12 protein-coding genes are annotated in these 17561 nt (G+C 61.7%); 5 read left to right on the top strand and 7 right to left on the bottom strand.

The window, feature by feature from the left end; translation table 11 throughout:
- Nucleotides 1-216: 216 nt before the first annotated feature.
- The 4 genes from DMP07_RS07790 to DMP07_RS07775 form a co-directional block, all read right to left on the bottom strand.
- Complete coding sequence (locus tag DMP07_RS07790; RefSeq protein WP_425303989.1) at nucleotides 217-1572, bottom strand: MFS transporter; 1356 nt, start codon at nucleotides 1570-1572, stop codon at nucleotides 217-219.
- Nucleotides 1573-1862: 290 nt separating this feature from the next.
- Nucleotides 1863-2423, bottom strand: coding sequence for a hypothetical protein (locus DMP07_RS07785; RefSeq protein ID WP_123198585.1), 561 nt, complete (start codon nucleotides 2421-2423; stop codon nucleotides 1863-1865).
- Nucleotides 2424-2635: 212 nt separating this feature from the next.
- Nucleotides 2636-3775, bottom strand: coding sequence for a DMT family transporter (locus DMP07_RS07780; RefSeq protein WP_123198584.1), 1140 nt, complete (start codon nucleotides 3773-3775; stop codon nucleotides 2636-2638).
- Between the two features lie 263 nt (nucleotides 3776-4038).
- Nucleotides 4039-5187, bottom strand: coding sequence for a serine/threonine protein kinase (locus tag DMP07_RS07775; RefSeq protein WP_123198583.1), 1149 nt, complete (start codon nucleotides 5185-5187; stop codon nucleotides 4039-4041).
- A gap of 556 nt (nucleotides 5188-5743) precedes the next feature.
- Between DMP07_RS07775 and DMP07_RS07770 the strand changes: the two genes are divergently transcribed.
- Nucleotides 5744-6520: a dimethylarginine dimethylaminohydrolase family protein gene (locus DMP07_RS07770; protein WP_123198582.1), complete on the top strand. Its 777-nt coding sequence runs from the start codon at nucleotides 5744-5746 to the stop codon at nucleotides 6518-6520.
- 391 nt (nucleotides 6521-6911) lie between these two features.
- A complete protein-coding gene (locus DMP07_RS07765; protein WP_244594946.1) occupies nucleotides 6912-8858 on the top strand; it encodes a DEAD/DEAH box helicase in 1947 nt (648 codons plus the stop codon).
- Between the two features lie 225 nt (nucleotides 8859-9083).
- Here the strand turns inward: DMP07_RS07765 and fusA are convergent, their stop codons facing one another.
- Nucleotides 9084-11153 carry an elongation factor G gene (gene fusA / locus DMP07_RS07760; protein WP_123198581.1) on the bottom strand — a complete coding sequence of 690 codons (2070 nt, stop codon included), beginning with the start codon at nucleotides 11151-11153 and terminating at the stop codon, nucleotides 9084-9086.
- Between the two features lie 329 nt (nucleotides 11154-11482).
- Here fusA and thiC point away from each other — a divergent pair, with 329 nt between their 5' ends.
- Nucleotides 11483-12784, top strand: a complete 1302-nt coding sequence (gene thiC / locus DMP07_RS07755; RefSeq protein ID WP_123198580.1) for a phosphomethylpyrimidine synthase ThiC — start codon at nucleotides 11483-11485, stop codon at nucleotides 12782-12784.
- 85 nt (nucleotides 12785-12869) lie between these two features.
- Here the strand turns inward: thiC and DMP07_RS07750 are convergent, their stop codons facing one another.
- Nucleotides 12870-13694, bottom strand: a complete 825-nt coding sequence (locus DMP07_RS07750) for a TM2 domain-containing protein (RefSeq protein WP_211324547.1) — start codon at nucleotides 13692-13694, stop codon at nucleotides 12870-12872.
- A 158-nt stretch (nucleotides 13695-13852) separates the two neighbouring features.
- Nucleotides 13853-15073, bottom strand: a complete 1221-nt coding sequence (locus DMP07_RS07745) for an MFS transporter (protein ID WP_123198579.1) — start codon at nucleotides 15071-15073, stop codon at nucleotides 13853-13855.
- 352 nt (nucleotides 15074-15425) lie between these two features.
- Here DMP07_RS07745 and DMP07_RS07740 point away from each other — a divergent pair, with 352 nt between their 5' ends.
- Entirely contained in the window at nucleotides 15426-16481 is a 1056-nt protein-coding gene (locus tag DMP07_RS07740) for a peptidase (RefSeq protein WP_123198578.1), read from the top strand.
- 108 nt (nucleotides 16482-16589) lie between these two features.
- The gene (locus tag DMP07_RS07735) at nucleotides 16590-17516 is read left to right on the top strand and encodes a trimeric intracellular cation channel family protein (protein ID WP_123198577.1); all 927 of its coding nucleotides are present in this window, start codon (nucleotides 16590-16592) and stop codon (nucleotides 17514-17516) included.
- Nucleotides 17517-17561: the final 45 nt, after the last annotated feature.

Below are 17561 nucleotides of genomic sequence, written 5' to 3'. Positions count from 1 at the left end.
TGCGTCTCTAAGGCGGGAAAGACCGGTGCGCAGAAAAAATGCAGCGTCCACGCCGACCGCAGACGCTGCATTTCAAAATTCTTGAACATTTTAGAACATCGACGATGTTCCCCATGCCGTCAACCCGATGGATCGACAAGCTTTCCAAACCGTCTTCATGGCGACCCGTGCGACACCCTTGCGCGAGGCCATGCGGAGAAAAGCCGATACATGAGCTTAGATCTCGGAAAGATCTTTGCCCGAATGCTCGTGCGAAAGAATCATTGCAACAAGCGCGACGGCCGATATGCCGACCATGTACCACGCAGGAGCGATCGCATTGCCCGTGGCCTCAATCAAAGCAATCGAAATGAACGAAGCGGAGCCTCCGAACAAAGCATTGGCCATGTTGAAGCTCAAGGCGAAGCCCGAATAGCGAACATCGGTCGGGAACGTTTCCGTCAAGTAGCTCGACAGCGTGCCGTCGTTGATCGTCAGCAGGAAACACATGGCCAATTCGACGAGCAAGATGACCATGAAATCCTTCGAGCTGAGCAAATAGAATGCAGGAATCGTCAGCACAACGAAGCCCACGCAAGCGGTGATCAGCATCTTCTTGCGTCCGAACTTGTCGGAGATATGGCCCGAGAAGAAGATGAACGCGATATAGACCACCAGACAAATCGTCGTGATCATAGAGGCCTTCGCAGAGTCGTACTGCACCGTATCGATCAGGTAATTCGGCAAATAGGTAAGGACCGCATAGAAACCGACGGCGTTGAGCATGCAGGCGCCGAAGCTGATGATCAAGACGCGGGGGTACTTCTTCATGAGCGTACGGAACGGAGCCTTGACCGCGGGGCCCTTCTTGTTCTCCAAGTCGGACTGCATCTTGGCGTACACGGGAGAATCGCTCAGATGCTCGCGCATATAGTGCGTGACCAGGCCCAAAGGACCGGCAAGCAGGAACGGGATACGCCAGCCCCAATCGGTCACGAAAGCGGAGTCATGACCGCATACCGCATACATGACGGTTGCGAACATAGAACCGCACAGGAGACCCGTGGCCGTGGAGGCGGGAACGACAGAGCAGTACAGGCCGCGTTTATTAGCGGGAGCGTACTCGGCCAAAAACGTCGCCGCGCCGGCATACTCGCCCGAAGCGGAGAAGCTCTGAACCATACGGAGGAGGAGCAAGAGCACGGGGGCCAGAAGACCGACCATCGCGTAAGTGGGCAGGCAGCCGATCAGGAACGTAGCACCGCTCATCAGAAGGATGGAGGCCGTAAGGGCCCATTTGCGACCCTTCTTGTCGCCCATATTGCCCCAGAACACTGCGCCGATGGGGCGCATAAGAAATGAAAGTGCAAAGACGGCGAATGTTTCGAGAAGCGCTACCGTAGGATTGTCGCCAGGCATGAACACCAAAGCGATGACCGTTGCGAAGTAGGAGTAGCTCGCATAATCGAACCATTCGATGAAATTGCCCAAGAAGGACGAGACGACGACGCGCTTGAGCGTCTTGCTCTGGGCTTCCTGGGGCGGGTTCTGTACCGCCTCGGACTGAGGCGGCATGGCGGTTTTGTCCGTCATAAAGAATCACTTCCTTTGGGGCCCGTTTCCGGCGAATTCAGAAGCGCAGCCCCCTAAGCGGACCGTTTGAACTGGTCGGCCGCGAAACCATGGACGGCATATCGAAATATATACCGTGGTCGCCACTGCGGTAAGGCAGGCATGCTGCCGTTACGAAACAGTGACTAAGCGAGCGACGAGCCGCGACACAACCCCCGACCACGGCGATTCGCGCACCGTGCCAGGAATGGCTCGCGTCGCTCGCGAACAAGAGGGGCCGGCGCATCCGACATACGCCGGCCCCGATGCTCCTAGAAATCTTCAAGCAGGTCGATCTGAGCCTTGCTGGCGCGCAAGACAAAGGCGCGCTTCGCCTTTGCGCCGCCCTGAGCGAGCTCGCGCAGAATGACGCGACGCAAACGCGGATACTCGTTCATGCCATACCACGCGAACGCCGTACCGCCCACATACGCCTCGACGATGCTATGCACGGGCACGGCGGCATCGCGCTTCGCATCAAGCTCAAGATACTCGGCAATCTGCTGCTCGCAGACCTCGCGAATGACCTCGGGAGAAATCTCAAGGTCGCGGGCGAGCTGGGCAACCTGACGATCGACCTCGGCTTCGTCGGCCTGCGGGAAATACGTCACATCATAAGTCACCGCAGCGATGCCCGACGCAGAGGCGAAACCGAGCAGGTCATCGAGTTTTGCCATCTGAACGTGCTCTTCGGTACGCTCCGCGATATCGAGCTCTGCAGGGAAGCCCTTCAGGCCCGCCTTGTCGAATTCGGCCTTCAGCGCCTGTTCGGCAAGCGCAGCCTCGAGCTCGACCTCGGATGCAATGTGGACCAGATTCTTCGTGATCTTCATTGCGATACCTTCCTCTCCTTGAAGTACGCCCCGATGCCGCCATTCCTATATATGCAATCCGTGCACTCGAAGGCAAGGGCGCACAATTACCTATAAGCCATAAAGAACCGATAGGACGCCTTGGACGAGAAGCGTCCGTCCAAGGCGGATTTTGCTGAAAAGGCGGTCGAACCGCAGGTCCGGCCGCCTTTTCGGGGCACAGGCTGAAGAGCTTACTTCAGGCCCTCTTTTTCCGCTTCCTCTTCGAGGTGAGCGGAGAGGTTTTCACGAACTTCCTCTTCCTGCTTCTGCTTACGGCCGGCGATCATGCCCTTGATGGACGGAATCGCACCGCCGCCGACGATCAGGACCGCGCCGATGATGGTGTTGGCCGTCAGGGCCTCGCCGAAGACGAGCAGGCCGATCAAAATCGCAACGGGAACTTCCCAGTAAGCGATGGTGCCGTAGTCGGCAGCCGGAAGGTTGCGGCCCGCGACGAGCAGGAAGCCCAAAGCGATAGGACCGCAGACGATCCACAGCAGCACAGCGCCGACCCAGTTGAACGGGGTGAACTCGACGGAGGTGACCCAGTTCTCCTGGCCTGCGGAGATGCCGTAGACATTCATCAGAATGACGATGGCAACAGCACCGAGCGTAGCAAAGATGAAGTTCCACACGCCACGCGCGGTGGTGTCGGCATCTTTACGATAGCCGTTGAAGAACATCGAGGCGCCGTAGAACACGCCGGACATCAGACCGAAGATGTCGCCGATGCCCTTCATCGGGAACTCAGGCGTAGAGGTCTGCAGGTTCAGATCGACGCCGAAGGTCTGGCCGCCGACGCCGAAGCCGATCAGATTGTTGCCGAACATCATGCCGACGAACACCGCGACCAGGCAAACCCACTGAAGCGCAGAGATAGGCTCCTTGCGGAAGATGCGCGCAAGCAAGATGCAGATAACGGGACCGGTGTAGATGAACAGAACCGCGTTCGCAACCGTGGTCATCAGCGTAGCCGTAACGTAGCAGGCAAGAGACATGCCGATCATCAAGCCGCCGAGGGCGATTGCGGGGCTGAGCTTCATCTTCTTGAACGTCGCAACCTTATGCGTGGCGAACAGCAGAATGATGAAGAACAGCACGCCCATGCCCATGCGGCCGACGGCCATCAGGGCGCCGATGGAGTCGCTGCCTGCAAGACCCTGGGTGCCGTCGAACATGTCGATACGGGTCGCCCAGCGGCTGAACAGGGGCACAAGACCCATGCCGGTTGCGGAGATGAGCATGGCGATAGTGCCGAGGCCCACCTTCATTTCATAGCCGTTCCCTTCCCCTTGAGAGGGAGCGACGTTGGTGTTCTTTCCTTCAGCCATTGGTCCTCCTTAAAACCAACAAGCCGGTAAAACAACCCCTCAACCCATCGAAGGTGCCTGGATGTTTCGCCTTGCCGGACAGGGCAGCATACCTTTCCCATGTTTATGCGCGCCATCTGCACCGTCGGACAAAACGACACCTCGTTCCGAAACATACGAGGGGCTAGAAACAAATGGGGTTCGGCCCGCCTTTGGGCAAACCGAACCCCTGCTGTTAAGCTGCGCTAGCTACGCAGCTAGCATATTTTTTTGAAGACTCGAACTTAGTCGTTCCACATCTCCGGGTGGATGAGGGTGTCGTCCTTGACGCGGTTCGGGAAGTAGTCCTCGCAGCCGCCCTCGCGGTAGACGTCCGCGGTGGAGCAGTGCAGGCCGCCACCGAAGGGATAGGCGTCACGCAGGTCGACGGGGATGACGTTCATGCCGAGCTTGTCCATCTGCTCCTGCTGGTTGACCTCGGAGGCCTCGACGATGACCGTGGAGGGATCGAGAACCAGGCAGTTCATGGACAGCCAGACGGAGCTGTAGCAGAGCGCGGGAGGCTCGGTGTGCGCCGGCTGAGCGGCGTCGACGACCTGCCAGTCGTTGGCCTCGAAGATGGCCAGCTGGCCCTCGGCGGGATGGCGGTTCGGGTTGTTGATGATCAGGCCCGGACGCAGCGGCACGAAGGTGGCGTCGATGTGGATCGGGTAGGGGTCGCCAGGGAAGTTCATGGCATGGACGCGCAGTTCGGGATAGTAGCGCTGGAACCATTCCATAGCGGTGCGGTTGGTGGTCAGACCATGCTGGATGAACAGGTCCTTGCCCATACGCATGACGTCGGCGGCGTCCCACATGGGCTCGACTTCGGTGGTGACGAAGTCCTTGTTGGCGGTACGGACGAGGCGCTCCTCGAGGGTGATCTTCTCGTCGTAGTAGTTGTGCTTGTAGGAAGCGTCGGTCAGACGGGGACGGGGCGCCTGGGTCCAGAGGAACTCGGGATCCTCGTCGAAGTACTGCTTCATGAGCGGCCAGTAGGCGAGATACTCGAAGTAGCGGCAGCGGAAGGAGTTCGCGGAAGCCATGATCTCGTTGCCGATGGTGAGCAGGATGTCACGCGGAGGCATGCAGGTCATCATGGAGTCGTTGCGGAAGTCCGGGGTGCCGATGGCCTGGTTCCACTGCAGCGGGGTGGGACGGTCGACGACGACGCCGCGGTCCTCGACGGCCTTCACGAGGTTCTCGAGGCACTCGTTGCCGCGCTCGACGGTGGCGAGGGGACGGAGGCCCCACATGCCGCGCATCTCGGAATCAACGGGAACCTTCTCGGAGGTCGCGGGCTCCTCGGGAGGAATGACGGAGTTGTCGCAGCGGCCGACGATGACGCGCTTCAGCGGATCCCAGTCGTTCCAGGAGTTAACGATTTTAGCCATTGCTCTTCATCCTTTCTGGGAGATGCCCCATCTCCCACTATCCGTTGCATATTCTTACCAATATGTAACGGGGGATTAAGTGCGACAGTCGGGTCGGATTCGTCGGCGCCAACTCCTCCGACCACTGCCGTGTTCACGAGTGGAATCATAGCATCAAATTTGGCAGCTTGTAATAGAACATTGCTGGATATTTTATTCAATAATTTGTATTTTAAAGCTTTGAACAGGTGTTATTAGGAACTTAGATTTTTGTTCAAGCTCTCAAAATTTTTTTTGAAAATGACAATTACGAATGCTGAGCGGAAGGCTATGCGATTGGTTATCAATACCACGCCGCCGGGCGTGGACATCCCCTTTCCACCACAATCCGCGTTTTGCATCTTTTCGCCATTTCATGCAATTTAGACATATGTCGCATATCTCATCGCCAACGCTTTCATGACAGATGGAAAACCGCGCCGTCCACCGTCCCCACGGCTCGCTCGTCGTATTACAATGGCTCGTTAAGGGGAACCCCGCTCCAAGGGGCTCTAAGCAAGAAGAGAGGAATCTCATCATGACCAAATTCAGCCACGTCATCATCCGCCGCCCCGGCAAGTCGCTGAGCAACGGCATCACCAGCGCGCCCGAGCTCGGCCAGCCCATCTATGAGCGCGCGATCGAAGAGCACTACGACTACGAGCATGCGCTCGAGCTGTGCGGCGTCGATGTGACCGTGCTCCCCGCGCTTGAAGAGTACCCCGACAGCTGCTTCGTCGAAGACCCCGCGGTCATCACCCGCTGCGGCGCCATCATCACCAACCCCGGCGCCGATTCCCGCAACGGCGAGAAGAACGAGATCGAGCCCGTCGTCCGCCGCTTCTTCGACGACGAGCATGTGAAGCACATCGTCTCCCCCGGCACCCTCGACGGCGGCGACGTCATGATGGTCGGCGACCACTTCTACGTCGGCCGCTCCGCCCGCACCAACGAAGAGGGCATCCGCCAGTTCTTCGAGATCCTCGAAGGCTGGGGCCTCGAGGGCTCCGAGGTTCCGCTGGAAGAGGTCCTGCACCTCAAGACCGGCGTGAACTACATCGAAGACAACAACATGCTGGTCTCCGGCGAGTTCATCGAGAAGGAAGACTTCGCCCAGTACAACAAGATCGTCGTCCCCGAGGAAGAGGCCTACGGCGCCAACTGCATCTGGGTCAACGGCACCGTCATCGTGGCCGAAGGCTATCCCACCGTCCTCAAGGCCGTCCAGGACCTGGGCTACAAGACCCTGGTCGTCGACACCTCCGAGTACCGCAAGGTCGACGGCGGCCTGTCCTGCCTGAGCCTGCGCTTCTAAAGCATCCGGCATACGCCGACCAAAGGGCCTTCCGCACGGAAGGCCCTTTTTATGCCGTTTCGATCATGTGCAAAGCGTGTGCTTTCGAATCCTGGGCAAGTTCCCGATGTAAAACGCGCGTAAAGCGTCATAATTACCACTTTGTATTATTCGCAGCTTTTTCGATTGCCATCAGCTGCGCCATGAGCCTTGACGGCCTTTGCGTGCAACAAACGCACGCGCGAATTTCGTCCGAGGCTCCGTTCGAGACGTCGCCTCATTGCGAGATTCGCCTTTCGGAATCTTCCATGCGCGCATCGGCGCGCGAATCCGGTCTGCAGAAATCTCCTTACGAAGCATCCGTGCACACGGAGCGCTGCTGCGCGCGTCTCGATGCGGCGCGCCGCCATGCTTGTCGCTCGAAGCACGACTTAAGGAGACTGTCATAGCTACTTTCGCCGAACTCGGACTGTCCGAGAACGCCCTCGCCGCCGTCGAGGCCCTGGGCTACACCGACCCCACCCCCGTTCAGGAACGCGCCATTCCGTTGGCCCTTGAAGGCCGCGACGTAATCGCCGCCGCCAAGACCGGCACCGGCAAGACCGCGGCGTTCTCTCTGCCTTCCATGGACACCCTTCCCCACCGCAAGGGAAGCGAACGCGGCCCCTTCATGCTGGTCATCTCCCCGACCCGCGAGCTGGCGAGCCAGATTGCCGATACCTGCATGCCCATCGGCAAGCACACCCACCATTTCGTGGGCGTCTTCCTGGGCGGCGTGGCCTATGACCGCCAGATCAAGAAGCTCGAGCGCGGCCTGGACGTGGCGATCGGCACGCCCGGACGCCTGATCGACCTCATGGAGCGCGGCGCCCTGAACCTGGGCGAAGTGAAGGTGCTCGTGCTCGACGAGGCCGACCGCCTGCTCGACATGGGCTTTTGGCCCCAGGTCGAGCAGATCGTGAAAGCCACGCCCGACACGCGCCAGACGCTGCTGTTCTCGGCCACGATCGACCGCAGCCAGGACCAGACCATGTTCTCGGTGCTCAACAACCCCGAAATCGTCGAGATCGCCCAGCGCGGCGAAACCGCCGACAAGGTTGACCAGTACGTCATCAACACCACGCGCCGTCAGAAGCCCGAGCTGCTGAACGCCCTTATTAAAGAAAAGGGCGGCTCGCGCGTCATCGTGTTCACCAAGACCAAGGGCTGCGCGGACAACTGCACCCGCCGCCTGCAGCGCATCGGCATTCCCACCGAAGCCATCCACGCCGACCGCAGCCAGGCGCAGCGCAGCCGCGCGCTCGACGCGTTCCGCAACGGCCGTGTGAACGTGATCGTGGCCACCGACGTCCTGGCCCGCGGCATCGACGTGCCCGAGGTCGACTACGTCGTGAACTACGACCTGCCCATCATGCCCGAAGACTACGTGCACCGCATCGGCCGCACCGGCCGCGCAGGCGCGGGCGGATTCGCCGTGTCGTTCTGCACCCCCGACACCAAGAACCTGCTGCGCAGCGTGCAGAAGTTCATCGGCACCGATATCGAAGTCATGCAGTTCAAGGTTCCGAAGGACGCCTTCGAGCCCCTGCCCGACTCCGACCCCCGCATGATCGCCAAAGCCGAAGCCGAGGCCGCCGAGAAGGCCGCACGCAAGGAGCGCGAGCGCAACGGCAAGAAGGGCAAGGGCAACAAGAACAAGAAGCCCCGCCAGCGCGACATCGAGCGCGCCGAAGACCACAAGCGCAGGAAAGCGGCCGAGGCCCGCGGCGAAGAGTACGTGCCCGTGAAGCGCGAGCACCCGAAGGGCCCGAAGAAGCCGACGCTCGCCGAACGCCAGGCAGCCGCCGAAGAGGCCTTCAACGCCATGTTCGACATGCCGAACATTCCCGACGCCCCGAAAAAGGCCGACAAGAAGCGCGGCGATTTCGACAAACGCGACAAGAAGAGCGGCCGTGACGAGCGCCGCGACGGCAAGAAGGGCAAGGGCGGCTCTTACGAGCGCGGCGACAGGCGCTACGACCGCTCCGACGACCGCCGCAACGACGAAGGCTACGACCGCAACGGTCGCGGCAAGAAGTACGCCGACAAGCAGTACTCCGACGGTCGCGGCGGCAAGCCCGGCAAGAAGCACAACGGCAAGGGCGGCTACGACAAGAACCGCAGCGACCGCGACGGCTACCAGCGCAGCAACAAGAGCGGCTACGGTTCGAAGAACGGCTCGTTCTCCAAGAACGGCAAGGGCGGCAAGGGCGGCTACGACAAGAACCGCAAGGGTAACGGCGGCGGAAACGGCAAGGGCGAGTTCCGTCCTGGCCGCGGCGGCCGCAACGGCTATTCCGGCAAGGGCGGCAAGCGCTAAATGAGCGCGCCGGCATCCGCCGAATACGCAATGCGCGAAAATGCAAGCGATTGCGAACTCGAATGCGAAGCGCGTTTCGCATTTCATCGAAATATCGGTTTTCACGAAGCGAATCGCCTTGTCTGCTTCGCAAAAACGCTCTAACGAAACGAAAACGACCGCGCCGAAGCGCGGTCGTTTTTTTGTTCGGAGCCCTCGATCGGGCTTTCGGCGGGGCGACGAAGCCTAGTTGCCCGCGGCGCGTTTCTCCTGGTAAGCCTTGACCAGGCGGTCCTGCACGTCATGCGGGGCCTGCTCGTAGCCGTTAAGCTCGATCGAATAGCTTCCGCTGCCACGCGAAATGGAGCGCAGATCCTTGGTATAGGTAACCACCTCGGCATACGGCACGCGCACCAAAATGATGGTCTCGCCCGCGTCGTTTGAGTCGGTGCCGATGATGCGGCCGCGACGCGTGGAGATATCGCCCATCACGGCGCCGGCGTATTCCTCGCCCACCGCGATGCTCATATCGGCCATGGGCTCGAGCAGCACGGGCTTGGCCTGCTCGCATGCGGCGCGGAAGCCGATGCGCGCGGCGGTCTTGAACGCCATTTCGTTGGAGTCGACCGAATGATACGAGCCGTCGTACACGGTGCACTTGATGTCGACCATCGGATACCCGGCCAAGAATCCCTCGGTCATGGCCTCCTGCACGCCCTTGTCAACCGCGGGAATCAGGCCGCCGGGAATGACGCCGCCCTTGATGGCGTCGACGAACTCGTAGCCTGCGCCCGGATTGGGCTCGAGACGCAGCCAGCAATCGCCGAACTGGCCGGCGCCGCCCGTCTGCTTCTTATGGCGTCCCTGAGCCTCGGCCGTCGCGCGGATGGTCTCGCGATACGGTATGCGCACGGGAACCAGCACGGCTTCGACGTCCGCCTGGTCCTTCAGGCGATGCAGGATGGTTTCCACCTGGGCCTCGCCCATGGCGGTGATCACCGTCTGATGCGTTTCCTCGCGGCGCTCGATCCTCACCGTGGGGTCGTTTTCGGCCACGCGGGCGAGGAACGTGCCCAGCTTGTCCTCTTCCTTCTTATTGGCGGCCTCGATCGCCACGGGATACTGCGGAATGGGCAGCGGCAGCGGATCGATGGCGATATCGCCCGTGTGCGACAGCGTGTCGCCCGTGCGCGTGTCGGCGAGCTTGGGAACGACGATGATGTCGCCCGCCATGGCGCCCTTCACGTCGATGGTCTCTTTGCCCTTCATGATGCACACGTGGCCGAGGCGCTCCTTCTTGCGCGTGCGCGCATTGACCAGCTCGACGCCCGGCGCGAACGTGCCCGAGAACACCTTGACGAAGCTCAAGCGGCCCACATACGGGTCGGACAGCGTCTTGAACACGAAGCCTGCGGCCTGCTGGTCGCCCTTGGTCACGCGAATTTCGCCGCCGTCGGCCAGACGGAACGCGCCATGGGCCGTAGGATGCGGGAAGTAGGTGCAGATATCTTCCATCAAGCCCTGGATGCCCTGCTTGATGATGGTGGAGCCCACGAACACGGGAATGAACAGCTCCTGAGCGATGGCCTTATCGAACAGCGATTCCAGCTCTTCCTGCGTGAGCTGCTCGTCGCCGTCGAGATATTTCATCATGAGATCCTCGTCGGCCTCGGCCACCAGGTCGCACAGCTTCTCGCGGGCGGCCTCGGCCGCGGCGGCGTATTCGGCGGGGATTTCTTCGACGCGCTCGGTTTCGCCTTCGAAGTAGCGGGCCTTCATGCGAAGCACGTCGATGACGCCCTTGAAGTCTTTGTCGACGCCCATGGGAATGGTGACGGCGCCCAGGCGGCTGCCGAAGCGCGCGTGCAGGGCGGCCATAATCACGTCGAAGTTGGCGTTTTCGCGGTCGATGTGGTTGATGAAGACCGAGCGCGACAGACGCATGCCTTCGGCTTCGCGCCACAACTTATCGGTCATGACCTGCGGACCGGCCACGGCGTCGATGACGAACATGGCCATTTCGGCGGCCTGCATGGTGGCAAGCGTGTCGCCGATGAAGTCGGGATGGCCCGAGGTGTCCAGCAAGTTGATCTTGTAGTCTTTATAAGGGATAGGAGCGATCGAGGTGCTCATCGTGAACTTGCGCTTGATTTCCTCGGCATCGTAATCCATGAACGATTTTCCGTCATGCGTGGTGCCCATGCGAGGAGTCTGGCCGGAAATGTAGAGCATCGCCTCGGCCAATGACGTCTTGCCCGCACCATCCTGTCCGACCAACACGATGTTGCGGACATGCAAGGTCTCGGGAGCTGCCATGATAACCACCGTCCCTTTCTGGGATTTCCCCTACGTGGCATAGATACGCTCTTGCGTCACGATTGTCAGTGTAGCGCAAAGACGCGCGCGGCCGCGGAGCAACATCGTCCCAGTTCAAACGGCCTTTCACCACGCCGCCGGGCGGCTCCATGAAAGCGCGGGAAACAGCGGGAATCGTCTCATGCGCGACAAGACGAAGCATGTCGCCGCCTGTTTTTTAGCCGAGAAAGGAAGGTGCGCGCGAGCGCGGCCGGACACGTCGCTATACTTGGTCGCATTGCCATCATGCGCGGCGAACCGAACCCGCGCTTACACGATAGGAGCAAGGCATGACCTATTCGACTCAAATGGAAGCCGCCAAGGCCGGCATCGTCACGCCTGAAATGAAAACCGTCGCGCACGACGAAGGCATCGACGTCGAGGTCCTGCGCGCACGCGTGGCCGCAGGAACCGCGGCCATTCCCGCGAACCGCAACCATCGCAACCTGCATGCGAGCGGCGTGGGCGAAGGCCTGCGCACCAAGATCAACGTCAACCTGGGCATTTCGGGCGACATGCGCGATTACGACTGCGAGATGCAGAAGGTGGACGTGGCGCTCAAGTTCGGCGCCGAAGCTATCATGGACCTGTCCAATTACGGCAAGACGCACGACTTCCGCCGCGCGCTGATCGAAAAATCGCCCGCGATGATCGGCACCGTTCCCATGTACGACGCCGTGGGCTACCTGGAAAAAGACCTCGCGCACATCACCGCCGACGACTTCATGGACGTGGTGCGCGCCCATGCCGAAGAGGGCGTCGATTTCGTCACCATCCACGCGGGCCTCAACCGCAAGGCCATCGACAGCTTCAAGCGCAGCGGCCGCAAGATGAACATCGTCAGCCGCGGCGGCAGCCTGATCTATGCCTGGATGGAAATGACCGGCAACGAGAACCCGTTCTTCGAGCACTACGACGAGTTGCTCGAGATCCTGCGCGAATACGACGTCACCATCTCGCTCGGCGACGCGCTGCGCCCGGGCTGCCTGGCCGACGCCACCGACGCAGGCCAAGTGGGCGAGTTGATCGAGCTGGGCCTTCTGACCACGCGCGCCTGGGAGCGCGACGTGCAGGTGATGATCGAGGGCCCGGGACACATGGCCCTGAGCGAAATCGCCGCCAACATGCAGATCGAAAAGCGCCTGTGCCACAACGCGCCCTTCTATGTGCTCGGCCCCCTAGTGACCGACATCGCCCCCGGCTACGACCACATCACCTCCGCCATCGGCGGCGCAGTCGCTGCCGCCAGCGGCGCCGACTTCCTGTGCTACGTCACGCCCGCCGAGCACCTGCGCCTGCCCAGCGTCGAGGACGTGAAAGAAGGCGTGATCGCGAGCCGCATCGCCGCGCATGCCGCCGACATCGCCAAGGGCATTCCCGGCGCGCGCGATTGGGACGACCGCATGGCCGCGGCGCGCCAGCGCCTCGACTGGCCCGCGATGTTCGACGAGGCGATCGACCGCGAAAAGGCCGAGGCCTACGTGGCGTCGACCAAGCCCGCCGACCCCAGAACCTGCACCATGTGCGGCGCCATGTGCTCGGTGCGCACGATGAACCGCGCCATGAACGGCGAAGGCGTGAGCCTGCTGTAGCCGCCGGCCTTCCCCATGACGAACGAAAGGGCCCAACGCGAAAAAGCGCCAGGCCCTTTTTGTGCCGCGAGGTCGCGCGCAGGCGCTAGAACCACTCGCGTTTGCCGAATACGTAGGCCTGCTCGAATTCAACCTGGCCTTTCACCAGGTAAATGATGCCCTCGATCAAGCCGATCAGCCACACCACGCCCGTGGCCAGGCCCAGCGAAAGCAGGCCGCCCAGGATGGCCACGCCCAGCATGATGAAGCCCGACGTGTTGTAGCCCAGATAGAACTTATGGATGCCGAACGTGCCCAGGAAAATGCCGAGCAAGCCCGCGGCCACGTGGTCTTTCGTGCGCACCACGGGCTGCTGGTAGTACTGGCCGTAAGGACTGTAGGGCGTCTGGGCCGATGCGCCGTAGCCTCCCGCGTAGCCGTTGCTTTGATACGCCTGCTGGCCCGTGGGCTGGCCGTATTCGACCCCCGACGCCGCGGCGTGCGAAGCGTTCGCGGCCGAGGCATCGTAGGCGGGCGGCGGCGTGGGGGCGCCGGAATCTGCAGGCTGCGAAGCCGCATAAGAAGCAGGCGCCGAAGGCGGAACGTAGGCCGCATACGGCTGCGCCGCCTCGGAAGCCGGGGCCGCAGGCTCGGGGGCCGCCACCGGCTCAATCACGACCGCCGCATCGGCGGCATCCGCCGCAAAGGCCGACGGCGCGGCCGCATCAGCGGCCAGACTTTCTGCGGCCGAGGGCTCCTGCGCGCGGACGCCTTCGTCCGCCACGGCCCTTTCGTCGACACGCTGGTCCTGCGCATCCTGCGCCATCACGGCGCTCAGCTCCATCAGACGGGCATGCATCGCTTCCATCTGCCGTTTCAGTTCTTCTATTTCGTCGGCAGGCGACAGGTTTTTCTTATCGGTGTCTGCCATGGCGCGCTCCTTCCGTTTCAGCGCCCGCATTTCGTCTTGGTTCGGTGCCATCCTATAACGAAAACGGCAGCGACCTTTCAATCGCTGCCGTTTCGTAACGGATATGCCGGCGACACGCTGCCGAAAGCGGCGCGCCGCGTTTCGCGAAGGGCCGGACGCTAGGCGTTGTCGGGCACCTTGCGCAGAAGGACGAAGCCCACGATGAACAACACGACCAGGGAGAACACGCCCCAGTTCGACTGGCCCGTGACCTGCGTGATGACACTGACCAAAAACGTTCCCATGACGGCCGCGTACTTGCCGAAGATATCGAAGAAGCCGAAGTATTCGTTGGCGTGCTCCTTGGGAACGAGCTTGCCGAACTCGGAGCGCGAAAGCGCCTGGATGCCGCCCTGGAACAGGCCCACCATGACCGCCAGGATCCAGAATTCCACGGCGCTTTTCAGGAAGAACGCGCCGAACAGCGTGATGCACATATAAGCGAACACGCCCACGAGCAGCATCTTCTTCGTGCCCACCTTGGCGCCCAAGCGGCCGTAGATAATGGCCGAAGGAAACGCCACGAACTGCGTCACCAGCAGCGCCAGCACCAGCTGCGTGGCGTCGATGCCCAAATCGGTGCCGTAGCTCGTGGACAGCTTGATGATGGTGTGCACGCCGTCGATGTAGAAGAAATACGCGAGCATGAAATAGCGCAGCGATTTGGTGCGCCACATGCGCTTGACCGTTCCCAGCAGGCCCGAAAACGCATCGCGCACCACGTGGGCGGAGCGGTCTTTGAAGTGGGTCTGGTGCACGTTCTTGAACACGGGAATGGTGAAAGCCACCCACCACGCCGCCGTGATGAAGAAGGCGATCTTCATGCCGAGCGCGATATCGATGCCGATCGCGCCGCCGCCGAGCACCACGGCGAGGCACGCGATGAACGGGATGCAGCTGCCGATGTAGCCCCAGGCGTAGCCCTGGCTGGACACTTCGTCGTAGCGCTCGTCGGTGGTGGCGTCCACGAGCAGCGCGTCATAGAACACCATCGACGAATTCAGCATGATGGACGCCACGATGTAGATCAGCAGAAACGGCAGCGCATCGGTGGCGAAACCCAGCGCGCAGCAGGCCAAAGCGCCCGTTCCCACCGTGCCCACGAGGAACTTCTTCTTCATGTGGCGCAAATCGGCCAGGCTGCCCAGGACGGGCATGGTCAGCGCGATCACGAGCGACGCGATGGTTTCGGCGTAACCCCACGCCACCACCACGCTGCCGGTCGCGATGGAGCTGAAATACACGGGGATGAGCGCGGTGGACAACAGGACGAAGGCCGAATTGCCCACGTCGTACATGATCCAGCTCTTCTCCTGCTTCGTAAGTTTGCCGATTGCCATGGACCTTCTTCCTTCTCGCGAGACACGGGCCGGCGCGAACGCGACCATGCCGCCCATACATGAATCGGCTCCCCTTTGCCGCAGCCGCGCGGCACGCGACGACGGGAAAAGGGAGCTTCGCGGCTTCCTTCGCGCGAACGCGCGCCCGCGCAGGCGGACGGAACGAACCATATGCGAACAGCGGAAACGCCGTCTTGCAAAATGTCCGTAGACTTTGCGGGGCAACGAAGGAAACATCGGCGCAATTGTATATCATGAGCCCCGAGACGAATGCCGTTTCCGGCCCGCGCCCCGTCAAATCGGCGCAAAATAACGGAACCGGCGCACCATGCACATGCCTAAGGAGGCAGCCATGCCAGCCATCATGACCCATGATTTCTTCGGCAAGGACGTCTACGCCGCGCACTCCGACCTGATCGGATCATCGCAAGACGAACGCGACGCGTTCCTGCTCGGCAACCAGGGACCCGACCCCTTGTTCTACCTGGTCCTCACCCTTCGCATGAGGCCGTTTTTCCTGCTGGGAAGCGAAATGCACCGCGCCGAGCCCGCTCGGCTCCTATGCGCCGTCAAGGAAAGCCTCGAAGTGCTCGAACCCGACGAGGTGCCGGTGGGCCGCGCCTACGCGGCGGGCTTTCTCTGCCACTACACCCTGGACAGCTCCATGCACCCGCTGGTCTATCAGCAGCAGTTCGCCCTGTGCGACGCGGGCATCGAAGGCCTCACGCGCAAAGACGGCAACGAAGTGCATGCCGAAATCGAGCGCGAATTCGACGAAATGGTGCTCTATACCAAGCTCGGATGCACCATCGCCGACTACAAGCCCTACGTGGAAGTGCTTCACGGAAGCGACGAAGTACTAGCCGTCATCGGCAAGATGTACGCGTTCTTCTGCATGAAGGCGCTGCGCATCTTCCCGCCCGTCGACATGTTCCCCGCGGCGGTGAAGAATTTCCGCACCGTCCAGAAGCTCTTCTATTCGCCGCGCAACGTCATGCATGCAGTGGCCAACACGGTCGAAACGCGCATGCTGCAACGCAATTACTCGTTCTACAAGTCCATGGCGCATCGTGACAACCCCGCGCTCGTGAGCGATTTCGACAACCGCCTGCACCAGGGCTGGGAAAATCCGTTCACAGGCGAGCAGCGCACCGACGGATTCTGGGACATCTTCGAGGCGGCCCAGACGCGCGCGGGACGATCGCTCGAAGCGTTTTTCACCGACGGGTTCGATTTGGCGCAGGCCCGCGCCATGACGGGCGGCGTCGACTTCAGCGGCGAGCCCGTCGAAGAGGCCGACGCGGTTTCGGGCGCGAGCTTCGTACGCGTCGAGCAAGACGGCGCGGCCCAGCTTGCCGCACAGCTGGTCGACGACGAAGCCGACCGGGCCGACGGCTCTGACATCTAACCGCTCCGAATCGCGAGCACGCCGACAAGCGGCGTGCTCGTATACTATAAAAGCCTGCCTTTCGGCGGCATAACCCCTCTCTCGAAAGAAACCGGAGCGTCGTCCGCCATGCTCGAAAGCGTTCTTGCCATACCCTTCTGGATCGAATTCGCCGGCACCATCACCGGCGCGCTCGCGGGCGCCATCGCCGGCGTGCGCGCGCAATACGACATCTTCGGCACCACGGTGCTCGCCTGCGTCACCGGGCTCGGCGGCGGCATTATCCGCGACATCCTGCTGCAAGACTACGGCATCTACGCATTCCAGCACCCCATCCTGCTTCTGGCATGCGCGGTGGCAGGCGGCCTCGTGTTCTACTTCCACAAGCTCGCCGACGCCTTCGACTGGGTGATGGACTTCCTGGACAACCTGTCGGTCGGCCTGTGGGCCGTGGTGTCGGTGGGCAAGAGCCTGTCGGCGGGCCTAGGCGTCATTCCGTCGATCATCTTGGGCACGATCACCGCCGTAGGCGGCGGCATCAGCCGCGACATCCTCATGGCGCAGCGGCCCGTGGCGTTTCAAGCGGGCACGCTGTACGGCACGGCGTCGCTTTTCGGATCGACCGCCTTCGCGCTCATGAAGCAAAACGACGTGCTGGGCGATTACGCGGCCATCACCTGTGTCGTGCTGGTCATGGCGATCAGGTACGCCTCCGAGTTCTTCGGCTGGCGCACCAAGCCCGCCCAAGACTACAGCGACAAGGTGATCGTACCCGTCAAGAAGGTGGCCCACGTGGCGGCGCGCCCCGTCAAGAAGGTCGTGCGCAACGCGGTCGACCGCAGGATCGTCTCCTCCCCCGAACCGCAGCTGCCGCACCACGAAAAGGCCGCGCACCGCATCAAGCTGCGCGCCGAAGCCCAGGCCCGCATGGCGCAAAGCATCAACGCGGGCGCTTCTTCGTCGTTGAACAAGCCCTCCCAAATAACAGGCGGCTACGCCCCTCATCGCGAACCGGGCAGCACGAGCAAGCCGAACCCGCCCGCGTCGAAGGAATAGCCTGCGCGGGAAACGGCCCGCGGCCGCATGGAAGCGAAAAGCCGG

This window comes from Slackia faecicanis (assembly GCF_003725295.1).
GTDB classification, from domain to species: domain Bacteria; phylum Actinomycetota; class Coriobacteriia; order Coriobacteriales; family Eggerthellaceae; genus Slackia; species Slackia faecicanis.
Note: the sequence above shows the minus strand (reverse complement) of the source record. Positions and strands in the feature narration are given on the sequence as shown.